The organism is Thiosocius teredinicola (assembly GCF_002009425.1).
Lineage (GTDB): Bacteria > Pseudomonadota > Gammaproteobacteria > Chromatiales > Chromatiaceae > Thiosocius > Thiosocius teredinicola.
Genome location: NZ_CP019936.1, coordinates 1159514 through 1176162 on the forward strand (window position 1 = coordinate 1159514; position 16649 = coordinate 1176162).

14 protein-coding genes are annotated in these 16649 nt (G+C 60.5%); 9 read left to right on the forward strand and 5 right to left on the reverse strand.

Annotated elements, in window-relative coordinates:
• Window positions 1–158: 158 nt before the first annotated feature.
• The 6 genes from dapA to B1781_RS05690 all read left to right on the forward strand — a co-directional run bounded on the left by dapA (window position 159) and on the right by B1781_RS05690 (window position 8791).
• Window positions 159–1034 (forward strand): 4-hydroxy-tetrahydrodipicolinate synthase, encoded by an 876-nt coding sequence (gene dapA, locus B1781_RS05665; protein WP_078118727.1) that lies wholly within the window; start codon window positions 159–161, stop codon window positions 1032–1034.
• A 48-nt stretch (window positions 1035–1082) separates the two neighbouring features.
• Window positions 1083–2255, forward strand: coding sequence for an outer membrane protein assembly factor BamC (gene bamC / locus B1781_RS05670; RefSeq protein ID WP_078118728.1), 1173 nt, complete (start codon window positions 1083–1085; stop codon window positions 2253–2255).
• A gap of 6 nt (window positions 2256–2261) precedes the next feature.
• Complete coding sequence (locus B1781_RS05675) at window positions 2262–3035, forward strand: MBL fold metallo-hydrolase (RefSeq protein ID WP_078118729.1); 774 nt, start codon at window positions 2262–2264, stop codon at window positions 3033–3035.
• Window positions 3036–3099: 64 nt separating this feature from the next.
• On the forward strand, window positions 3100–6978 hold the full coding sequence (gene purL, locus B1781_RS05680) for a phosphoribosylformylglycinamidine synthase (RefSeq protein WP_078118730.1): 3879 nt from the start codon (window positions 3100–3102) through the stop codon (window positions 6976–6978).
• 1 nt (window position 6979) lies between these two features.
• The gene (locus tag B1781_RS05685; protein ID WP_164513265.1) at window positions 6980–7186 is read left to right on the forward strand and encodes a SlyX family protein; all 207 of its coding nucleotides are present in this window, start codon (window positions 6980–6982) and stop codon (window positions 7184–7186) included.
• 57 nt (window positions 7187–7243) lie between these two features.
• Window positions 7244–8791 (forward strand): fused MFS/spermidine synthase, encoded by a 1548-nt coding sequence (locus tag B1781_RS05690; RefSeq protein ID WP_078118732.1) that lies wholly within the window; start codon window positions 7244–7246, stop codon window positions 8789–8791.
• A gap of 13 nt (window positions 8792–8804) precedes the next feature.
• Here the strand turns inward: B1781_RS05690 and B1781_RS05695 are convergent, their stop codons facing one another.
• On the reverse strand, window positions 8805–9770 hold the full coding sequence (locus tag B1781_RS05695) for a hypothetical protein (protein ID WP_078118733.1): 966 nt from the start codon (window positions 9768–9770) through the stop codon (window positions 8805–8807).
• A 316-nt stretch (window positions 9771–10086) separates the two neighbouring features.
• On the opposite strand from B1781_RS05695, the gene msrP reads away from it, so the two are divergent.
• The gene (gene msrP, locus B1781_RS05700) at window positions 10087–11049 is read left to right on the forward strand and encodes a protein-methionine-sulfoxide reductase catalytic subunit MsrP (RefSeq protein ID WP_078118734.1); all 963 of its coding nucleotides are present in this window, start codon (window positions 10087–10089) and stop codon (window positions 11047–11049) included.
• On the forward strand, window positions 11049–11702 hold the full coding sequence (locus B1781_RS05705; RefSeq protein WP_078118735.1) for a protein-methionine-sulfoxide reductase heme-binding subunit MsrQ: 654 nt from the start codon (window positions 11049–11051) through the stop codon (window positions 11700–11702). The genes msrP and B1781_RS05705 overlap by 1 nt, the downstream gene beginning before the upstream one ends.
• A gap of 367 nt (window positions 11703–12069) precedes the next feature.
• On the opposite strand, the gene B1781_RS05710 is transcribed toward B1781_RS05705, so the two are convergent.
• Window positions 12070–12753, reverse strand: coding sequence for a methyltransferase domain-containing protein (locus tag B1781_RS05710; protein WP_078118736.1), 684 nt, complete (start codon window positions 12751–12753; stop codon window positions 12070–12072).
• Between the two features lie 99 nt (window positions 12754–12852).
• On the reverse strand, window positions 12853–13881 hold the full coding sequence (locus B1781_RS05715; RefSeq protein ID WP_164513266.1) for an aminoglycoside phosphotransferase family protein: 1029 nt from the start codon (window positions 13879–13881) through the stop codon (window positions 12853–12855).
• A gap of 582 nt (window positions 13882–14463) precedes the next feature.
• Between B1781_RS05715 and B1781_RS05720 the strand changes: the two genes are divergently transcribed.
• Window positions 14464–14937: a hypothetical protein gene (locus B1781_RS05720; protein ID WP_078118738.1), complete on the forward strand. Its 474-nt coding sequence runs from the start codon at window positions 14464–14466 to the stop codon at window positions 14935–14937.
• Between the two features lie 237 nt (window positions 14938–15174).
• On the opposite strand, the gene B1781_RS05725 is transcribed toward B1781_RS05720, so the two are convergent.
• Together B1781_RS05725 and B1781_RS05730 are read right to left on the reverse strand one after the other, a co-directional pair.
• Window positions 15175–15651 (reverse strand): GNAT family N-acetyltransferase, encoded by a 477-nt coding sequence (locus B1781_RS05725; RefSeq protein WP_078118739.1) that lies wholly within the window; start codon window positions 15649–15651, stop codon window positions 15175–15177.
• Window positions 15644–16501, reverse strand: coding sequence for an ATP-binding protein (locus B1781_RS05730; RefSeq protein WP_078118740.1), 858 nt, complete (start codon window positions 16499–16501; stop codon window positions 15644–15646). Before B1781_RS05730 ends, B1781_RS05725 begins: the two co-directional genes overlap by 8 nt.
• Window positions 16502–16649 lie beyond the last annotated feature (148 nt).

Genomic DNA, 16649 nt, shown 5'->3' on the forward strand with positions numbered 1-16649 from the left:
CCCCTTGTCGAGTCGGGCTTTTTCTACTGGTGTGCGTTAAGCCGCTCAAGCTGACCCTATTAATGGGGGCATTCATTCGCCCGCCCGCGGCGGCGCGGTTGGCAGCCGAAATCGCGTCACGATAGAATGGCGCGCTTAGTTTCCATCGGAGCCGTCGGATGATCCAGGGCAGTCTGGTCGCCATTGTCACCCCCATGCACCCGGATGGCCGGATCGATGAAGCGGCGTTTCGCAAGCTTATCGACTGGCACATCGAGCAGGGTACCGATGCCATCGTGGCGGTCGGCACCAGCGGCGAGTCCGCCACGCTGGACGAAAAAGAACACTGCGAAGCGATCTCGTTGGTGGTAGAGCACGTAGCCGGGCGCCTGCCGGTGATTGCCGGTACCGGCGCCAACTCGACCAGCGAGGCCATCGCGCTGACGGCTTGCGCCCGCGAGGCTGGCGCCGACGCCTGTCTGCTGGTCACGCCGTACTACAACAAGCCAACCCAGGAAGGCCTGTACCAACATCACAAAGCGGTCGCCGCGGCCGTTGATATCCCACAGATTCTGTACAATGTGCCCGGCCGAACCGCGGTCGACATGCTGCCCGAAACCGTTGCCCGCATTGCGGAACTCGACAACGTCATCGGTGTCAAGGAAGCGACCGGCAAGGTAGAGAGGATCACGCAGATCCGCGAACTGTGTGGCCCGGACTTCGCGATCTACAGCGGTGACGACGCGACCGCGCGTGAGGCGATTCTCGCCGGCGCCAACGGCGACATCTCGGTGACGGCGAACATTGCACCGGCGGCTATGCATGCGATGTGTGCGGCCGCGCTGGCCGGCGATCGCGACAAGGCGGCAGAACTGGATGCGCCGCTGGCGGGCCTGCACCAGAAACTGTTCCTCGAGTCCAATCCGATCCCGGTGAAATGGGCGGTGGCCGAGATGGGGATGATCGAACGCGGTATCCGCCTGCCGTTGACCTGGTTCGCGGACAGGTATCACGATGAACTGCGCGCCGCCATGAAGCACGCAGGCATACTATAAGAACCGACCAGAGAGCGTTGCCACGGCAGCGTCGCAGGATTTTCAAGCATGATTAAAACGTTGTCCCGTCACGCTGTCCTTGTGCTGTTGAGCGCCGGACTGGTTGCCTGCAGCAGTTGGAGTGCCGACAAGGTGCTGCCCGACAAATCAGTCGAGTACAAGCGCGAGAAGCAGGCAGAACGCAACCTCGAATTGCCGCCGGACCTGACCTCTGATCGCATGAATGATCGAATGAGCGTGCCCGACAACTTTGGCGGTGTGTCGACCAGCTACTCGGAATACGTGACCGACCGCAAGTTGCGTGGTGTAGACGAAGGCGCGCGGCGCGTATCCGACGGCAGCGTCCTGCCGCAGATCCAGGGTTTCAAGATCGTCAACGATGGGGGCGTACGCTATCTGCTGGTTCAGTCGCCGGTTGAAGAAGTCTGGCCGCGCGTGATCGATTTTTGGCAGGAGAACGGCATCCTGATGCTCGAACAGGATCCGTCGGTCGGCGTCATGCGCACCAGCTGGTTGGAAAACCGTGCGGAGATCAAACGCGACATCGTCACCGACACGATCCGCAGCGTGTTCGACGGCCTGTATGAAACCGGCACCCGCGACCAATACCGGGTGCGGCTCGAGCGTGCCGGTAATGGCGGCGCTACCGAGGTTTATATGACGCATTTCGGCATGGAAGAAGAGGTCATCCAGTCTGCGGGTGGCTCCGGTGTCGAGAATACGGTTTGGGTGCCGCGCGAACGCGATCCGCAACTCGAGGCCGAGATGCTGCGTCGCCTGATGGTCTACCTCGGCGCCGCCGATGAACGTGCGCGCACGCAGTTGGCTGCGCGCGGCGAGCAGGAGCCGACGCGTTCTCAATTGCTGAATACCCAGAATGGCACCGTGTTGCTGATCGACGATTCGTTCAGTCGGGCATGGCGTCTGGTCGGACTGTCACTGGACCGCGTCGGTTTCGCGGTTGAAGATCGCGACCGATCAGCCGGCATCTACTATGTTCGTTACAACGACCCCTCGAAGCAGGCAGCGGACAAGAGCTTCCTGCAGAGCCTGGCGTTCTGGTCCGATGACGATGAAATCGACAAGGACAATCGTTACCAGGTCAAGGTCGGCACGCGCAACGACCAGGTGGCGGTAGCGGTCGCCGATGAACAAGGCAAGCCGGATAACTCGCCGACTGCGGTACGTATCCTGACGCTGCTACAAGAGCAGATTCGCTAATCGACGATGGCGTTTCGATTTGCCTCGCTCGGCAGCGGCAGTCGGGGCAACGCGACACTGATCGAGGCTGGCGAAACTCGCATTCTCGTCGATTGCGGATTCGCTGCGCGGGAGTTCGTCGCGCGCTGTGAACGGCTGGATTTCGATCCCGCCGCGCTGAGCGCCATCCTCGTCACCCACGAACATGGCGACCACATGCGCGGCGTGGGTGCGGTCGCACGCAAGTTCGGTGTGCCGGTGTGGATGTCGCACGGTACCTGGCGCGCCGCAGAATACGGTGCGATCAAGACGCTCAACCTGTTTGCCGGTCATGGTGGCGCCTTTCGTCTCGGCGATGTCGATATCCTGCCGGTACCGGTGCCGCACGATGCGCGCGAACCTACGCAGTTCGTTTTCAAGCATGGCGGGGTACGTTTCGGTCTGCTGACTGATCTGGGCAGCATCACGCCGCGCGTCGTCGATGCGTTCAATGGCGTCGATGCGCTGCTGCTCGAATGCAATCATGATCCGCACATGCTGGCCAATGGGCCCTATCCGCCGAGCCTCCAGGCACGCGTCGGGGGCCACTACGGTCACCTGAACAACAAGCAGGCGGCGGATTTTCTGCAACAGATCGATCACACCCGCCTGCGCCACCTGGTCGCCGGCCACCTGAGCGAGAAGAACAATTCGCCCGATCTGGCGCGATCGGCACTGGCGTGCGTATCGGACGACATCTGTGACTGCCTCAGCCTGCTGATCCAGGACGAGGCGAGCGATTGGTTCGCGATCCTTACCTGACGCGGTAGGCGCGCTGAAGTATCATTCAAAGTTTCCCAGTAGTCTCTTGTGCCCCGGGGTATCCATGCTCACATTGCGCGGCGCGCCCGCCCTTTCTGACTTCCGCCTGCAGAAGATTCTGGCCCGCCTGACGCCGCTCGTCGGCAGCGGCGTGACCGTCCAGACGACCTTCATGCATTTCGTTGAAACCGACGGCGAACTGAACGCCGGACAACGCGCGGTACTCGATAAGATTCTGGAGTATGGCCCGGCACACGGTGAGGCCACCGCGGGAGGTGATCTGTTTCTCGTGGTACCGCGGCCCGGCACTATCTCGCCGTGGTCGAGCAAGGCGACCGACATCGCGCATAACTGCGGTTTGACGAACATCGTGCGCATTGAGCGTGGTATCGCCTACTGGCTGCATGGTGTCGTGCTGGATGCGGCGCGGCGGCAGGCGATTGCGGCCGAACTGCACGACCGCATGACCGAGATCGTGCTCGAGGATATGGATCGTGCCGACGTGCTGTTTCAACACGCGGAACCGAAACCGTTCACCAGCGTCGACGTCCTGGCCGGCGGCCGTGAAGCGCTGGCGAAGGCAAATACCGAACTGGGTTTGGCTTTGTCGGATGACGAAGTCGATTACCTGGTCGAGAGCTTCACGGCGCTGGGGCGCAATCCGAGTGACGTCGAATTGATGATGTTCGCCCAGGCTAATTCCGAGCACTGCCGGCACAAGATATTCAACGCGAGTTGGACGATCGACAGCGAAGATCAGCCACACTCGCTGTTCGGCATGATTCGCAACACGACCGAGCAATCGCCCGCGGATGTGTTGTCGGCGTATAAGGACAATGCTGCGGTGATCAAGGGCAGCGAGGGTTACCGTTTCTATCCCGATCCGCACAACGGTATCTATGGCCGTCACGACGAAGACATCCATATCCTGATGAAGGTCGAGACGCACAACCACCCGACCGCCATCTCGCCCGACCCCGGTGCGGCAACCGGCTCGGGCGGCGAGATCCGCGACGAAGGCGCGACCGGCGTCGGTGCCAAACCTAAGGCCGGCCTGTGCGGCTTTTCGGTCTCGAATCTTCGCATTCCCGACGCGGAGCAACCGTGGGAGCATGACTTCGGCAAGCCCGGACGTATCGTCAGCGCGCTCGAGATCATGACCGAAGGCCCGATCGGCGCCGCGGCGTTCAACAACGAGTTCGGGCGTCCCAATCTGCTCGGCTATTTCCGTACCTTCGAAGAGCAGGTGCCGGCGGCCGAAGGTGACGAACTGCGTGGCTACCATAAACCCATCATGCTGGCCGGTGGCCTGGGCAACATCCGCGCGGCACATGTCGAGAAGAAGCCCTTCCCGGCCGGTACGCCGCTGATCGTCCTGGGCGGCCCGGCGATGCTGATCGGACTAGGCGGCGGCGCCGCCTCGTCCATGGCGTCGGGCACCTCGGCCGAGGATCTGGACTTTGCCTCCGTGCAACGCGCCAATCCTGAGATGGAACGGCGATGCCAAGAGGTGATCGACCGTTGCTGGCAACGTGGCGCGGACAACCCCATCCTGTTCATCCACGATGTCGGCGCCGGTGGTCTGTCGAATGCCTTGCCGGAACTGGTGCACGACGGAGAGCGCGGCGGAAACTTCGAATTGCGCGAGGTGCCGAATGACGACCCCGGCATGTCGCCGATGGAAATCTGGTGCAATGAGTCGCAGGAACGCTATGTGCTCGCGGTGGCTGCAGACCAGCTCGACACCTTCAAGGCGATCTGTGAGCGTGAGCGCTGTCCCTTTGCGGTCGTCGGCGAGGCGACCGACGAGCAGCACCTGACACTGGGTGACCGACACTTCGACGCCAATCCGATCGACATGCCGATGAGTCTGCTGTTCGGCAAACCGCCGCGCATGCATCGCGACGTACAACGTCTGCAACCTGCTCTCAAAGAACTTGCGCTCGACGGCGTTACCGCAGCCGCTGCCGGTGAACGTGTATTGCGCCTGCCGACGGTTGCCAACAAAACATTTCTGATCACCATCGGCGATCGCAGCATCACCGGCATGGTGGCGCGCGACCAGATGGTTGGTCCCTGGCAGGTACCGGTCGCCGATGTCGCCGTGACCGTGGCCGATTTCGACGGCTACCGTGGCGAGGCGATGAGCATGGGTGAGCGCACGCCGCTTGCACTGCTGGATGCCGCCGCATCCGGGCGAATGGCGATCGGTGAGGCGTTGGCCAACCTGGCGGCCGCTTCGATCGACAGGCTCGGCGATGTGAAACTTTCCGCCAACTGGATGGCGGCCGCAGGTCACCCTGGTGAAGATGCTCGCCTGTACGAGACGGTCAGCGCGGTCGGTCTGGAGCTCTGTCCGGCGCTCGGTATCGCGATACCGGTGGGCAAAGACTCAATGTCGATGAAGACGGTCTGGCAGCAGGGCGACGAGCGTCGCGAAATGACGGCACCGTTGTCGTTGATCATCTCGGCGTTCGCCCCGGTCAACGATGTGCGTCGCACGTTAACGCCACAGTTGCGCACGGATCGTGGCGATACCGACCTGGTGCTGATCGACCTCGGCCAGGGACGCAATCGCCTCGGTGGCTCGGCGCTGGCCCAGGTGTACCGACAGATCGGCAACCAGGCGCCGGACGTGGACGATGCGGCGTTGCTGAAGGCCATGTTCGACGCGGTGCAGGACCTCAACCGCGAAGGCCTGCTGCTTGCCTATCACGACCGTTCCGACGGCGGGCTGTTCACCACCTTGTGCGAGATGGCGTTCGCCGGACGCTGCGGGCTCGAGATCGATCTGGCCGGGCTCGCGCAAGATGATCTTGCCGTACTGTTCAACGAAGAGTTGGGCGCTGTGCTGCAGGTGCGGCACACCGACAGCGACGATGTCATGAACATGTTGGAGCAGGCCGGTCTGGGTACCTGCTGTCAGCTCATCGGAACCGTTGTCGAATCCGATGTGATTCACATCCGTCACGGCGAGCGGCATATCTTCGAAGACCGGCGCTCGAATCTGCAGCAGATCTGGTCGGAAACAACCCGGCATATGCAGGCGCTGCGTGACGATCCGGATTGCGCCGCCGAAGAGTTCGCGCGGATCACCGAAGCAGACCCGGGTCTTTCGGTAAAACTCACGTTCGACGTGAACGACGATATCGCGGCACCGTTCGTCGAAACGCGCCGGCCCCGAGTGGCGATCCTGCGCGAACAGGGCGTCAACGGCCAGGTCGAGATGGCTGCGTCGTTCAGCAAGGCCGGATTCGAGTGCGTCGATGTACATATGTCCGACATCTTGAGCGGTCGGGTCACGTTGGATGACTTCCAGGGTCTGGCGGCGTGCGGTGGCTTCAGCTACGGCGACGTGCTGGGGGCCGGCGAGGGCTGGGCCAAGTCGATCCTGTTCAACTCCCGTGCTCGTGACCAGTTCAGTGCCTTCTTCGACCGCCAAGACACCTTCAGCCTCGGCGTGTGCAACGGCTGCCAGATGTTGTCGAACCTCAAGAGCCTGATACCGGGGGCGGACCATTGGCCGCATTTCGTGCGCAACCGCTCGGAGCAGTTCGAGGCCCGGTTCGTCATGGTCGAGGTGGCCAAGACACCGTCGGTCCTACTCGACGGCATGGCCGGTTCGCGCATCCCGATTGCGGTCGCACACGGCGAAGGGCGCGCAGAGTTCGGCAACGATGTGCATCGTTCCAGTGCGCAGCCGTTCGTCGCCATGCGCTATATCGAAAACAGTGGCGATATCGCCCACCGCTATCCCGCCAATCCGAACGGTTCGCCGGACGGCATCAGCGGGCTGTGCAGTGCCGATGGCCGTGTGACCATCATGATGCCGCATCCCGAGCGCGTCGTGCGCGCGGTGCAGAACTCCTGGCACCCCGACACCTGGCTCGAAGATGCGCCGTGGCGTCGCCTGTTCCGCAACGCGCGTCGCTGGTTGGGCTGATATGCAAGACGCCATCGAAGATCTGCAGGTGAAGTTCGCCCACCAGGAACTCGAGTTGGAATCGCTCAGCAAGACGGTGATCGAGCAGCAACAACTGATCGACCGCCTGCGCGACGAACTCGAGCACGTGAAAAATGTACTGGCGGAACTCAAACCGTCGCCGTTGGGCGAAGCGGGCGCGCCGGAACCACCGCCGCCGCACTACTGATGGTTGGGCTGTTCACGTGATTGCTATTGACCTCGCCAAACGCGTGAGCTCCGCGACATGACATCGCCGCAGCAACGCATCGCGCTGTACGCCGTCGTTGTCTTCCTGAGCTCGGCACTGCTGCTCGTGCTCGAGATCGTCGCGGCGCGTCTGATTGCACCCTATGTCGGCGTGTCGTTGTACACCTGGTCGGCCGTCATCGGCATCGTGTTGGCCGGCCTGTCGGTCGGTAACGCGCTCGGCGGTGCCTGGGCCGACCGCCGGGCGACCGCGGGCGCGGCCGGTGGCGTCCTGCTGCTGTCCGGGCTGGCCTCGCTGGCGGTCCCGTGGATCTTGTGGCTCATTGCCAGTCGGCTTGAACACATCGAACTGTCGATCCTGAGCACCAGCCTGGTGCTCGTGATGGCGCTGTTTCTGCTTCCGGCGATCCTGATCGGCATCGTTACACCGCTGCTGACGACGCTGGCGTTGGCACAGAGTGAGCGTACCGGCCATATTGTCGGCATGATGCACGCGCTGAGTGCAACCGGCAGCATCATCGGCACCTTCGCTGCTGCCTGGTGGCTGATTCCGGCACTCGGATCGCGCAATGTGGTGCTGGCCAGCGGTGTATCTCTGTTTCTCTGCGGTCTGGTGTTGATGACGCCGTTGACCGGACCGAAGCGGTTGACGGCAACGGCGGTTGCCTTTGCAGCGGCGATAGGCCTGGGGATCTCCACCTGGTTCAACCCGGCGTTGGCGTCTCCCTGCGATCACGAAAGCAGCTATTTCTGTATTCGCACGATCGACGAAGGCGAGCACCCGACCTTGGGCAAGGCACGCAGCCTGGTGCTGGATCATCTATTGCACGGCACCAACGTCGAGAACGATGGCACCTATCTCTCTGCGCCCTACGTGCAGTTGATGCAGGAACTGATGTGTCGCCACCATCATGACAAGGCATCGCTCAAGGCGTTCTTTGTCGGCGGCGGCGCCTACACGCAACCGCGCGCCATGTGGCTCGCGAGTATGCCGGTCGACATTACGGTTGCCGAACTCGATCCGGTGGTCACGCAGATCGCCCGCGACGAATTGTTTCTCGACGACGGCGACATGCGCGTTATCCACGGCGATGCGCGCGCCGTGCTGCGTCGCTTACCCGCGGGCGAACGTTTCGACATCATCGTCGGCGATGCCTTCCACGATGTTTCTGTGCCGTACCACCTAGTGACACGAGAGTTTGCCGAGCTCCTTCACGCGCGCCTCACAGACGACGGCATCTACGTGTTGAACCTGGTCGACACCTATCCGGACGGGCGACTGGCCATGGCGATGATGCGCACGCTGGGCGATGTGTTTGCCCACGTCGATGTCTGGCTGCACGAGGTTCCGTACGAAAAGTCACGCGTCACTTACGTGCTCAGTGCGTCGAAGAAACCTACCGAGATCGTCGGCGTGCCCGATGAGTTGAATGCGGTGACTCAGCCGCGTCGCCGTTGGTTGCGTGTCACCCAGCGCCTGTCGACCGATATCGAAGCGCTCGGCACGGTCCCGATCCTCACCGACGACAATGCACCGGTCGAACAGTTGATCTCGTCACTGTTCACTACAGGGATCGGCCAGTAAGCGGCGTAGCACGCTATGCGTCGGGTATCTCGATGTAGTCGGGTGACAGGCTGCCGCCGGACGCGGCGCTGTCGAGGGTGGCGCCGGTCGTGCGGCGTAGTCGTGCCTCGACCAGCGCGGCGGTGATCTGCGTCTCATCGAGGACGCAGGGATAGAGCGGCAATTGCTCGGCCAGGCGCAAGGCATGTCGACAGGCCGCGGTTTCGAACTCTCTGCGCTGTGCATTGCTGAGTGTCGGTAACTGCAGCAGTGCCGGTGCCTGCCAAGCCAGCACCTGCTCGAACAAATGCGCCAGTCCGTCATCGAGTGCGTTGGCGTCGAGGTAGAACTCGGCGAAGGTGTCGGCCGCGAGCGGCGTTTCTCCTTTCGCCGCTGCTCCGCCAGCGTGGACGACCGGGGTGCCGCTGCCATCGGCATGGCGCTCGAACCACATTGCCTGCGGTTGTTGGCCGGCCAATCGGTTGACCGCGTCATGCAGCGTGCGCGATTCGGCCATTTCGGCCATGCACAGTTGTCCCGGCGTCCAACGCAACACCACCGGCGGCTCGAACTCGGAGCTGCAGCTTGACGCAATCAGCGCAAGCGGCAAACGCGACTCACCGTGCAGCAGCCAGTATTCGAACCGGTCGGTCAATGGGAAGGGCAGTTGGTCAGCATGGGCTTGCACGGCTGTCAGCAGCCGTTCGCCTTCGTGTCTGACCTTGGCATCGAAGGTGGGTAGCCGGATCGGTGATCGCGCGAAACCCGCCGCTGCCGACCAAGTACCATATTTGACGTCGGGGATCGTGAGTTTCTCACCCTCGAAATCCGCCAGATCGTCGTAAAGGCATTCGCCACGCACGTATAGCGTCCATTCCCGGCCGTCGGTGGTCACGGCATCTGCCCATTCGGTCACGACCGAGTGCATGACGCCGCGAAACGGGCTGAGCATGCGTTGTCCAAAACAACGCGCGGCAGGGATGTCGGTAGCGCTCGACATGCCACTTTTGTATTACGCTGGGACTTCGAACTCAAGTCGTGGTGGGGCCCAGATCAGCACATGGCGCGAAAAAGATGCTCGGTCTGCCGGAGAATTCGTCTGGTTTTGCTGTCAGTGTTACTGGGTGGCAGCGCCGGATTCGGCGTGCTCGCCTATGGTGGGTCGCAGGAATGGTCGATGATGGCCACGTTCTTCGGCGCATTGGCTCCGATTTTGTGGCAGGTGAGGCGAAACCGCGTCCGTCCCGGGGATTCATCGTGAAATGAAACCGCGCGCCGGCAGGTCTCATTGCGAACAAGCGCTACAGGTGTAACACATGCTGATCAAAAAGCCGTCAGACGTCAGACCCTCGGAAATCACCTCGCCTGAGGTCTATGCCAAGCGCCGCGAATTTCTCAAAGCTGCCGCCGCGTTGGGGATCGGCGCTGTAGCATCGGGCCCTGCAGGTGCCCTGGTCAAGCCTTCCGGTTCAGGCACGCCGATCCCGAACGTGATCGACACGGCCTACGGCGACAAGTTGGAGCTGACGGAATACGAGCATGTGACCACCTACAACAACTTCTACGAATTTGGCACCGGAAAAAGCCAGCCGGCAGAGAACTCCAAGGACTTCAAGACACGTCCCTGGACCGTTGTTGTCGACGGCGAGTGCGAAGCGCCCGGTGAGATCGGCATCGAGGACATCCTCAGTAGTATTCCGCAGGAAGAACGCATCTACCGGCTGCGCTGCGTCGAGGCCTGGTCGATGGTGATTCCCTGGGTTGGCTTCCCGTTGAGCAGCCTGCTCAAACGCTTCAAGCCGACATCGAAGGCCAAGTATGTGGCGTTTGAAACGTTGGTCGACAAGGAGCGTATGCCCGGCCAGCGGCGTGCAGTATTGGACTGGCCGTACCGCGAAGGCTTGCGTATGGATGAGGCAATGAACCCGCTCGCGATCTTTGCGACAGGGCTGTACGGCGAATTGCTGCCCAATCAGAACGGGGCCCCGTTGCGTTTGGTCGTGCCGTGGAAGTATGGCTTCAAGAGCATCAAGTCGATCGTGCGTATCTCGTTCACCCAGACGATTCCGGAGACCACCTGGTGGAAACTGGCGCCGCACGAATACGGCTTTTACGCCAACGTCAATCCTGAGGTCGACCATCCACGCTGGAGTCAGGCCAGTCACCGTATCATCGGCGCCGGTCTGTTTTCGAGTAAACAGCCGACCATGATGTTCAACGGTTATGCCGAGCAGGTAGCCGATCTCTATCGCGGAATGGACCTCGCCAAGTTCTACTGATGTCTGCTGCCGTATTACCCGATCGATGGCTGAGGTTCGTGGTCAAACCATGGGTGTTTGTACTGTGCCTCGTGCCGTTTCTGATGCTTGCTTATGGCACGGTGATCGGTGATCTCGGTGCAAATCCTTTGGAGCGCGTGACCGATGTGACCGGTCAGTGGGGATTGCGATTTCTGCTGATCACCTTGGCGGTTACGCCGTTGCGGCAACTGACGGGTATGTCGCAACTCCTACGCTTTCGGCGCATGTTGGGGCTATTCGCCTTCTTCTATATCTCACTGCATTTTCTGACCTGGGTCTGGCTCGATCAGCAGTTGAGCTGGGGCAATATCGTTGCGGATATCGCCAAGCGGCCGTACGTCACGGTCGGTTTTGCGGCGTGGCTGTTGCTCGTGCCGCTCGCGGTGACCTCGACCAAGGGCATGATGCGTTGGCTCGGCAGGCGTTGGAAGTCGCTGCACAAGCTGATCTATCTGATCGCACCGTTAGGCGTGTTGCACTTCGTTTGGCTGGTCAAGGCCGATGTGCTTGAGCCGGTGATCTATGGTGGGATTCTGGTGGTACTGCTGGTGCTGCGCCTTAAGCCGCTGGGTGGGTCGCGACAGCATCGTGTGGGCACTGCCTTCAAGGGAAGTTCTGCAAACCAACTCTGAAAAGCGCGGTAGCCTAGTCGTCGGCCGGAATCGACGAGTCAGCTTTCTCGATCACGAAAGGTCTCGCTTTAGCGATCGTCGCTATGGCGATAGGGGAGTATCCGATGAGGTCTTTGATATGTATCGCGCGATTAGTGCGAGCAGTCCCGCTAACTCTGTGCAGGATGGCGATAGTTCGACCAGCGGTAATGCTGTGGTGCGCTCACCACACCGGCGCGTACCGGGTTGATTCCCATTCAATGACCGTATGCGGGAAGATTGGACTCAGAATCGACAACGTTTGACTCAAAGCGCCGTCACCGTTTCAAGTACTCTGGTCCCTTGATGTTGTTCTGATCTTGATCCTGGCGATGTATCGTCGCCGTGGCTACGCTTGGTGACGTTTTCTACAGACGAAGAACACCGCTTCGCTTACGGCGGGCATCACGCTGTACCTCTGTTCCTCAACCAAGCCTGCACCGTCGATAAGCTGATTTACTTCATCACTTGATAGCGGGAATGCCGCCGGCGCCTGATTACGAAGCATTTTCTTCAACGCTCGACGCGCACGATGATAGCCGGTCACTACCGATTGATTGAATATAACCGGACCATCGGTCAGCTTGGCCACGGCCGAGAGAAAATCGATCTGCTCCGACAATGGGAAGTGCATCAGAACGCGAGCGCAGACTACTGCGTCGACGTGCAAAGCATCGCCATGCAGGTCATGGACGTCGGAATGGATGGTCGTGTATCGATCGCCGAATGGGGCAAGCTTGCGTTCGGCAACATGCAGCATCTGGGGCGAAATGTCCGCGCCCACAACTCGATGTCCCATCTGCAACATCTTCTCGGCCAGCCGCCCTGTACCCGTCGGTGCATCAAGAATCAGGGAGTCGTTTGGGAGCGCCGACAGCGCTTTTCCGAGGGCGTTCTTTTCGAGTCGGTCGAAAACACGGCCGGCCACGCTGGAGAACCGGGCCTTGTCATAAGCCTCAGCCACGGCGATATCTTTGTAATGCTCTGAGGGGTCCCAGTTCTTCCGGTATTTACCCCCGCTAGCCTGTTCCATCGTGCAACTCCCTGCAAGAAAAGCCGATCTTGCGTTCGATTATTTCATAGCGACTCATACAACACTATCTGGGCCGGGTACTTCAAAAAGGCGCCGACATCAGTGTGCGTCGCGGTCAATCTGGTGTGTCAGAGCGATAATCTGTTTCCTCAGCCAAGAGGCCTGAAGCCTGCCTTTCCACGAACCGCGCAGTCGCTCTTCGCTCCAGTGACGAAGGTAATGATGCAACCGCAGCCAGCGCAAAGCCTCTTCGGGAAAGTCATATGGCGGCTGGCGGTAGGCTTGAAGAAAAATCCGTACCCAATTCTCCGTTCGCCGCATGTGTCGGATGCCAAGCGGATGAATGCCGAGCAGACGTAGGTTGTTGACGAACTGCGCCACATCCATGACTTGGGGGCCGCGGGCGCCGTCACGGAAGTCGATGCCTGCTACACGCTCCGCCCCGAACAGAAGGTTCGCTGGTTTGCAATCGCCATGAATGATCCCCGTGGGAACTGGTAGCTCCTGCAGCTGTTCAGCATCAGCGAAGAACTGGCGGATAACGGCATTCAACCGGGGGTCGTTCTCATAATGTACTCGTACGCGATCAAGGGCTCGGCGGACATTTCTTAGCTTCTTATCTACGTCGATGGGGGAAGGCGTCGCCACATTGATGCTGTGAAAAGCCCGGAGCCACTGACCAGCCATTTCGACCGAGCGGTCTTTGTCGTACTTCGGATCGTCACCGGCGAGCAGTAGTCTTCGCAGATCCGGTCCATCGACGTGCTCCATGAAAATCGTTTGTTCGGGAAGGTCGTAACCGATCGCACGTGGCACACAGAAATACGGGTCGCGAAATGACTCACCAATCTCGACGAGTGATCGGTATTGACGGTCGGCGTCGTGCGTATTGACGCGCTTGACCAGGATGTCGGATGGAAGCGTTTCGCCGCTGACGCGGAAGAGGCTGGAATTGTTGGTGATGGCCAAGGGCTTTACAGATATGCCCGTTGGCTGACGCAGGTCGAAGTGGCGGGCGACGAGCGACAATACCTCGCTGTCGGCGCTAGATGTGCCTTTCGGTTTTGTCCACGCCGCGAGTCCGGCCGCAATTCTTCCTGCAGCTGGATCGGTAAATGGAATTCTCACCGGTACTGCCTGGCGATTGTTGCCAGCATGATGGCTGGCACTCCGCGAGGAAGCATCTCGTGTCCTTTTGAGATTTGTGACAGATAAACTATAAATTTATTTCATTTTTTTGACAAACAGAGTTGGATTGGTCCGACGGCTGCGACCTCGTGGATGATGAATGGGGTCGCTCGTCCCGCCCGCGGTGGTAAGGGGCGATGATTTCAATGGATTGATTGGAAAGGGACTTTCTCGTCCGTCGTCGTGCGAAGTGTCGTTGTAAACCGACTCGCAGCGCTCGCCCTCGGGTAGCGGTTGTTTGATCTTGAGGTCTGCGTGTGGTGGCCGCAGCCGAGCGGGCGCGCCGCGTCCTGCTTACGTCCGCTGGTGCCTTTTCGAAGGCGATTGTTGAGGTAATTGGACCCCTTGACCCTCAGGCTCGGCGGCATTCCGAGCGACGACTGAGAACGCCCGTTGGTGTAAGGTCGACGGCCAACTCCACGCGAATCGACGCAGTGCAATCCGCATGAATGTTTTTCGAGCTTGGCGGCAAGCCGCCACGACCACCCGTCCCACGTCACGCCCGCTGCCTGAGTCATCAATATGACGACGAAGGCGACGCTGATCATCACCTTTGCCATGGCCGCAATTTACTTCGCCATCGGTTGGGTTGGTCACGATTGGGCGATTCGATACGTGGTCGATAGCCTGCAGCTAAAGTTCTTTGCCACATCGGTGGCGGAGTCTTTTCGGTCCCCATTGTTTGCTGGGCTATCGCTTGGACTTGCAGGGGTCGCCGTTGGCTTCGGTGCGTGGTTTGGCGGGCGGTCATCGATTGCGCGGCACGTCGGATTGCTGTTGGTGCTCGGCGTGATGTCGGCGGTGGCTGCCGCCTATTGGCTGACTCGCCTGCGACAACGGTTGTCCGACCTTGCGACTCAGGTCGCCGACCTGCCGGACACTTTGCTGCCGTTGTCCGCCTTGTCGCTTGATGAGGTTGGGTTGTTTGCCAGCGCCGTCGTGCTAGGCGCCGCGGGTGTTGCTGCGTTGCAGCAAAACTTGGCCGCCAGCGGCTGATGTTTCGCTGTGACTTCGTGGCGGCCAGTCGGCCACCAAGCGCGTTATCTGACCGTCGGTAAGAGGTTGAAGCGTATTAACAACCGCTTATTTTTCTTAACTTAACTTGGTCTGTATACTCCCGCGCAAACCGAGGACTCACAGACACAGAAAGAGTTCACAAGGTGGATGGAGGAACGCCCCTGCTTGGGGCGTTTTTTTTGCTCTGCATTCTGGCAGCAAGGGATAGCGGGCCATTTATCGATCGATCGACTTGGTCATGAACAAGCTGCAGTCGGCCGGACTGAATCCCGCTGCGCGATAGACCGACTGCGCGCGCGGGTTGTCTTCGCGCACTTCGAGGGTGACCCGACAACAATCGAGTGAACGTGCGAGATCGACGATCCCTTCCAGCAGTATCTTGGCGACCGATCTGCCGCGCCACGTCGGCAGTACGGCGATGTCGTGGATATTCAGCAACGGCTGCGCGCGAAACGTGGAGTAGCCGAGAAAACAGGTCGCGAAGCCAACCGGTGCGGCGTCGATTTCGGCAAACAGACCATGCGCGGTTGGATGGCTCGCCAGGTCGCCGGGCAGGCGCTCGCGGACTTCATCCGGCAGCGCAGTGCCGCCACCCATCGGATCGCGCGCATAGGCATCGAGTAAATCGACATACTGTCGAGCATCGGCTGGGTCGTCGAAGCGGATGCGTCGTACGGTCACTTCTTCAGTCATGTCGACCTGCCTGATCGACGGCAAACTGACGAGCGACCCGTCCGCTGCGCGAACCGCGTTGGCCGGCCCACTGCACTGCGGCCAATCGTGTCGCTTCATCGTCGCAGCTTCCTGCATCCAGCTGGGCCAGCCAGTGCTCGACGATCTGCAGGTACTCGTCCTGGGTGAACGGATAGAACGACAACCACAGGCCGAAGCGTTCTGATAAGGACACCTTCTCCTCGATTGCCTCGCCGGGGTGGATTTCGCCGTCGACCTGGTGCACGTCTAGGTTCTCGGCCTTCATCTCGGGCAACAGGTGACGACGATTTGAACTGGCGTAGATCAGCACGTTGTCGGCCGGTGCAGCGATCGAACCTTCGAGGACCGCTTTAAGGGATTTGTAGCCGGCGTCATCGGCCTCGAACGACAGGTCGTCGCAGTACAGCAGGAAGCGCTCCTGGCGGCCTTCGAGTGTTTCGACGATCTCCACCAGGTCGACCAGATGCTCCTTTTCGACTTCGATCAGGCGCAGGCCTTGATCGACGAAGTTATTGAACACCGCCTTGATCAGGGTCGACTTGCCGGTGCCGCGTGCACCCCACAGCAGCACGTTGTTGGCCGGCTTGCGCGCGACGAACTGTGCCGTGTTGCGCACCACCTCGGCTTTTTGTCGCTCCATGCACAGCAGGTCTTTGAGGTCGACCCGATGTGGATGGCGGACGGGCACCAGCCGTACGCCGCGCCGGTCGTGGCGCCAGCGGTAGGCATCGTAGGTCCAATCAGGCGGCTGCGCGCGGCCGTCTATCTGGGCCTCCCAGCGTTCCAGCAGACGGTTGGCCCGGGCGAAGAATTGGTCGGCATCGGTCATGTTGAGCTCCGCATACGGCGATTCAGGAACAGCAGTCCTCAAGAAAAAAACTTTCGGCCGATAAAAAGACTTGATACTTCAGAATATACTTATATACTTCACAAGTGTGGCACTGGCGACAGAAAGGTCGTCGATGCGCGCTAAGCAG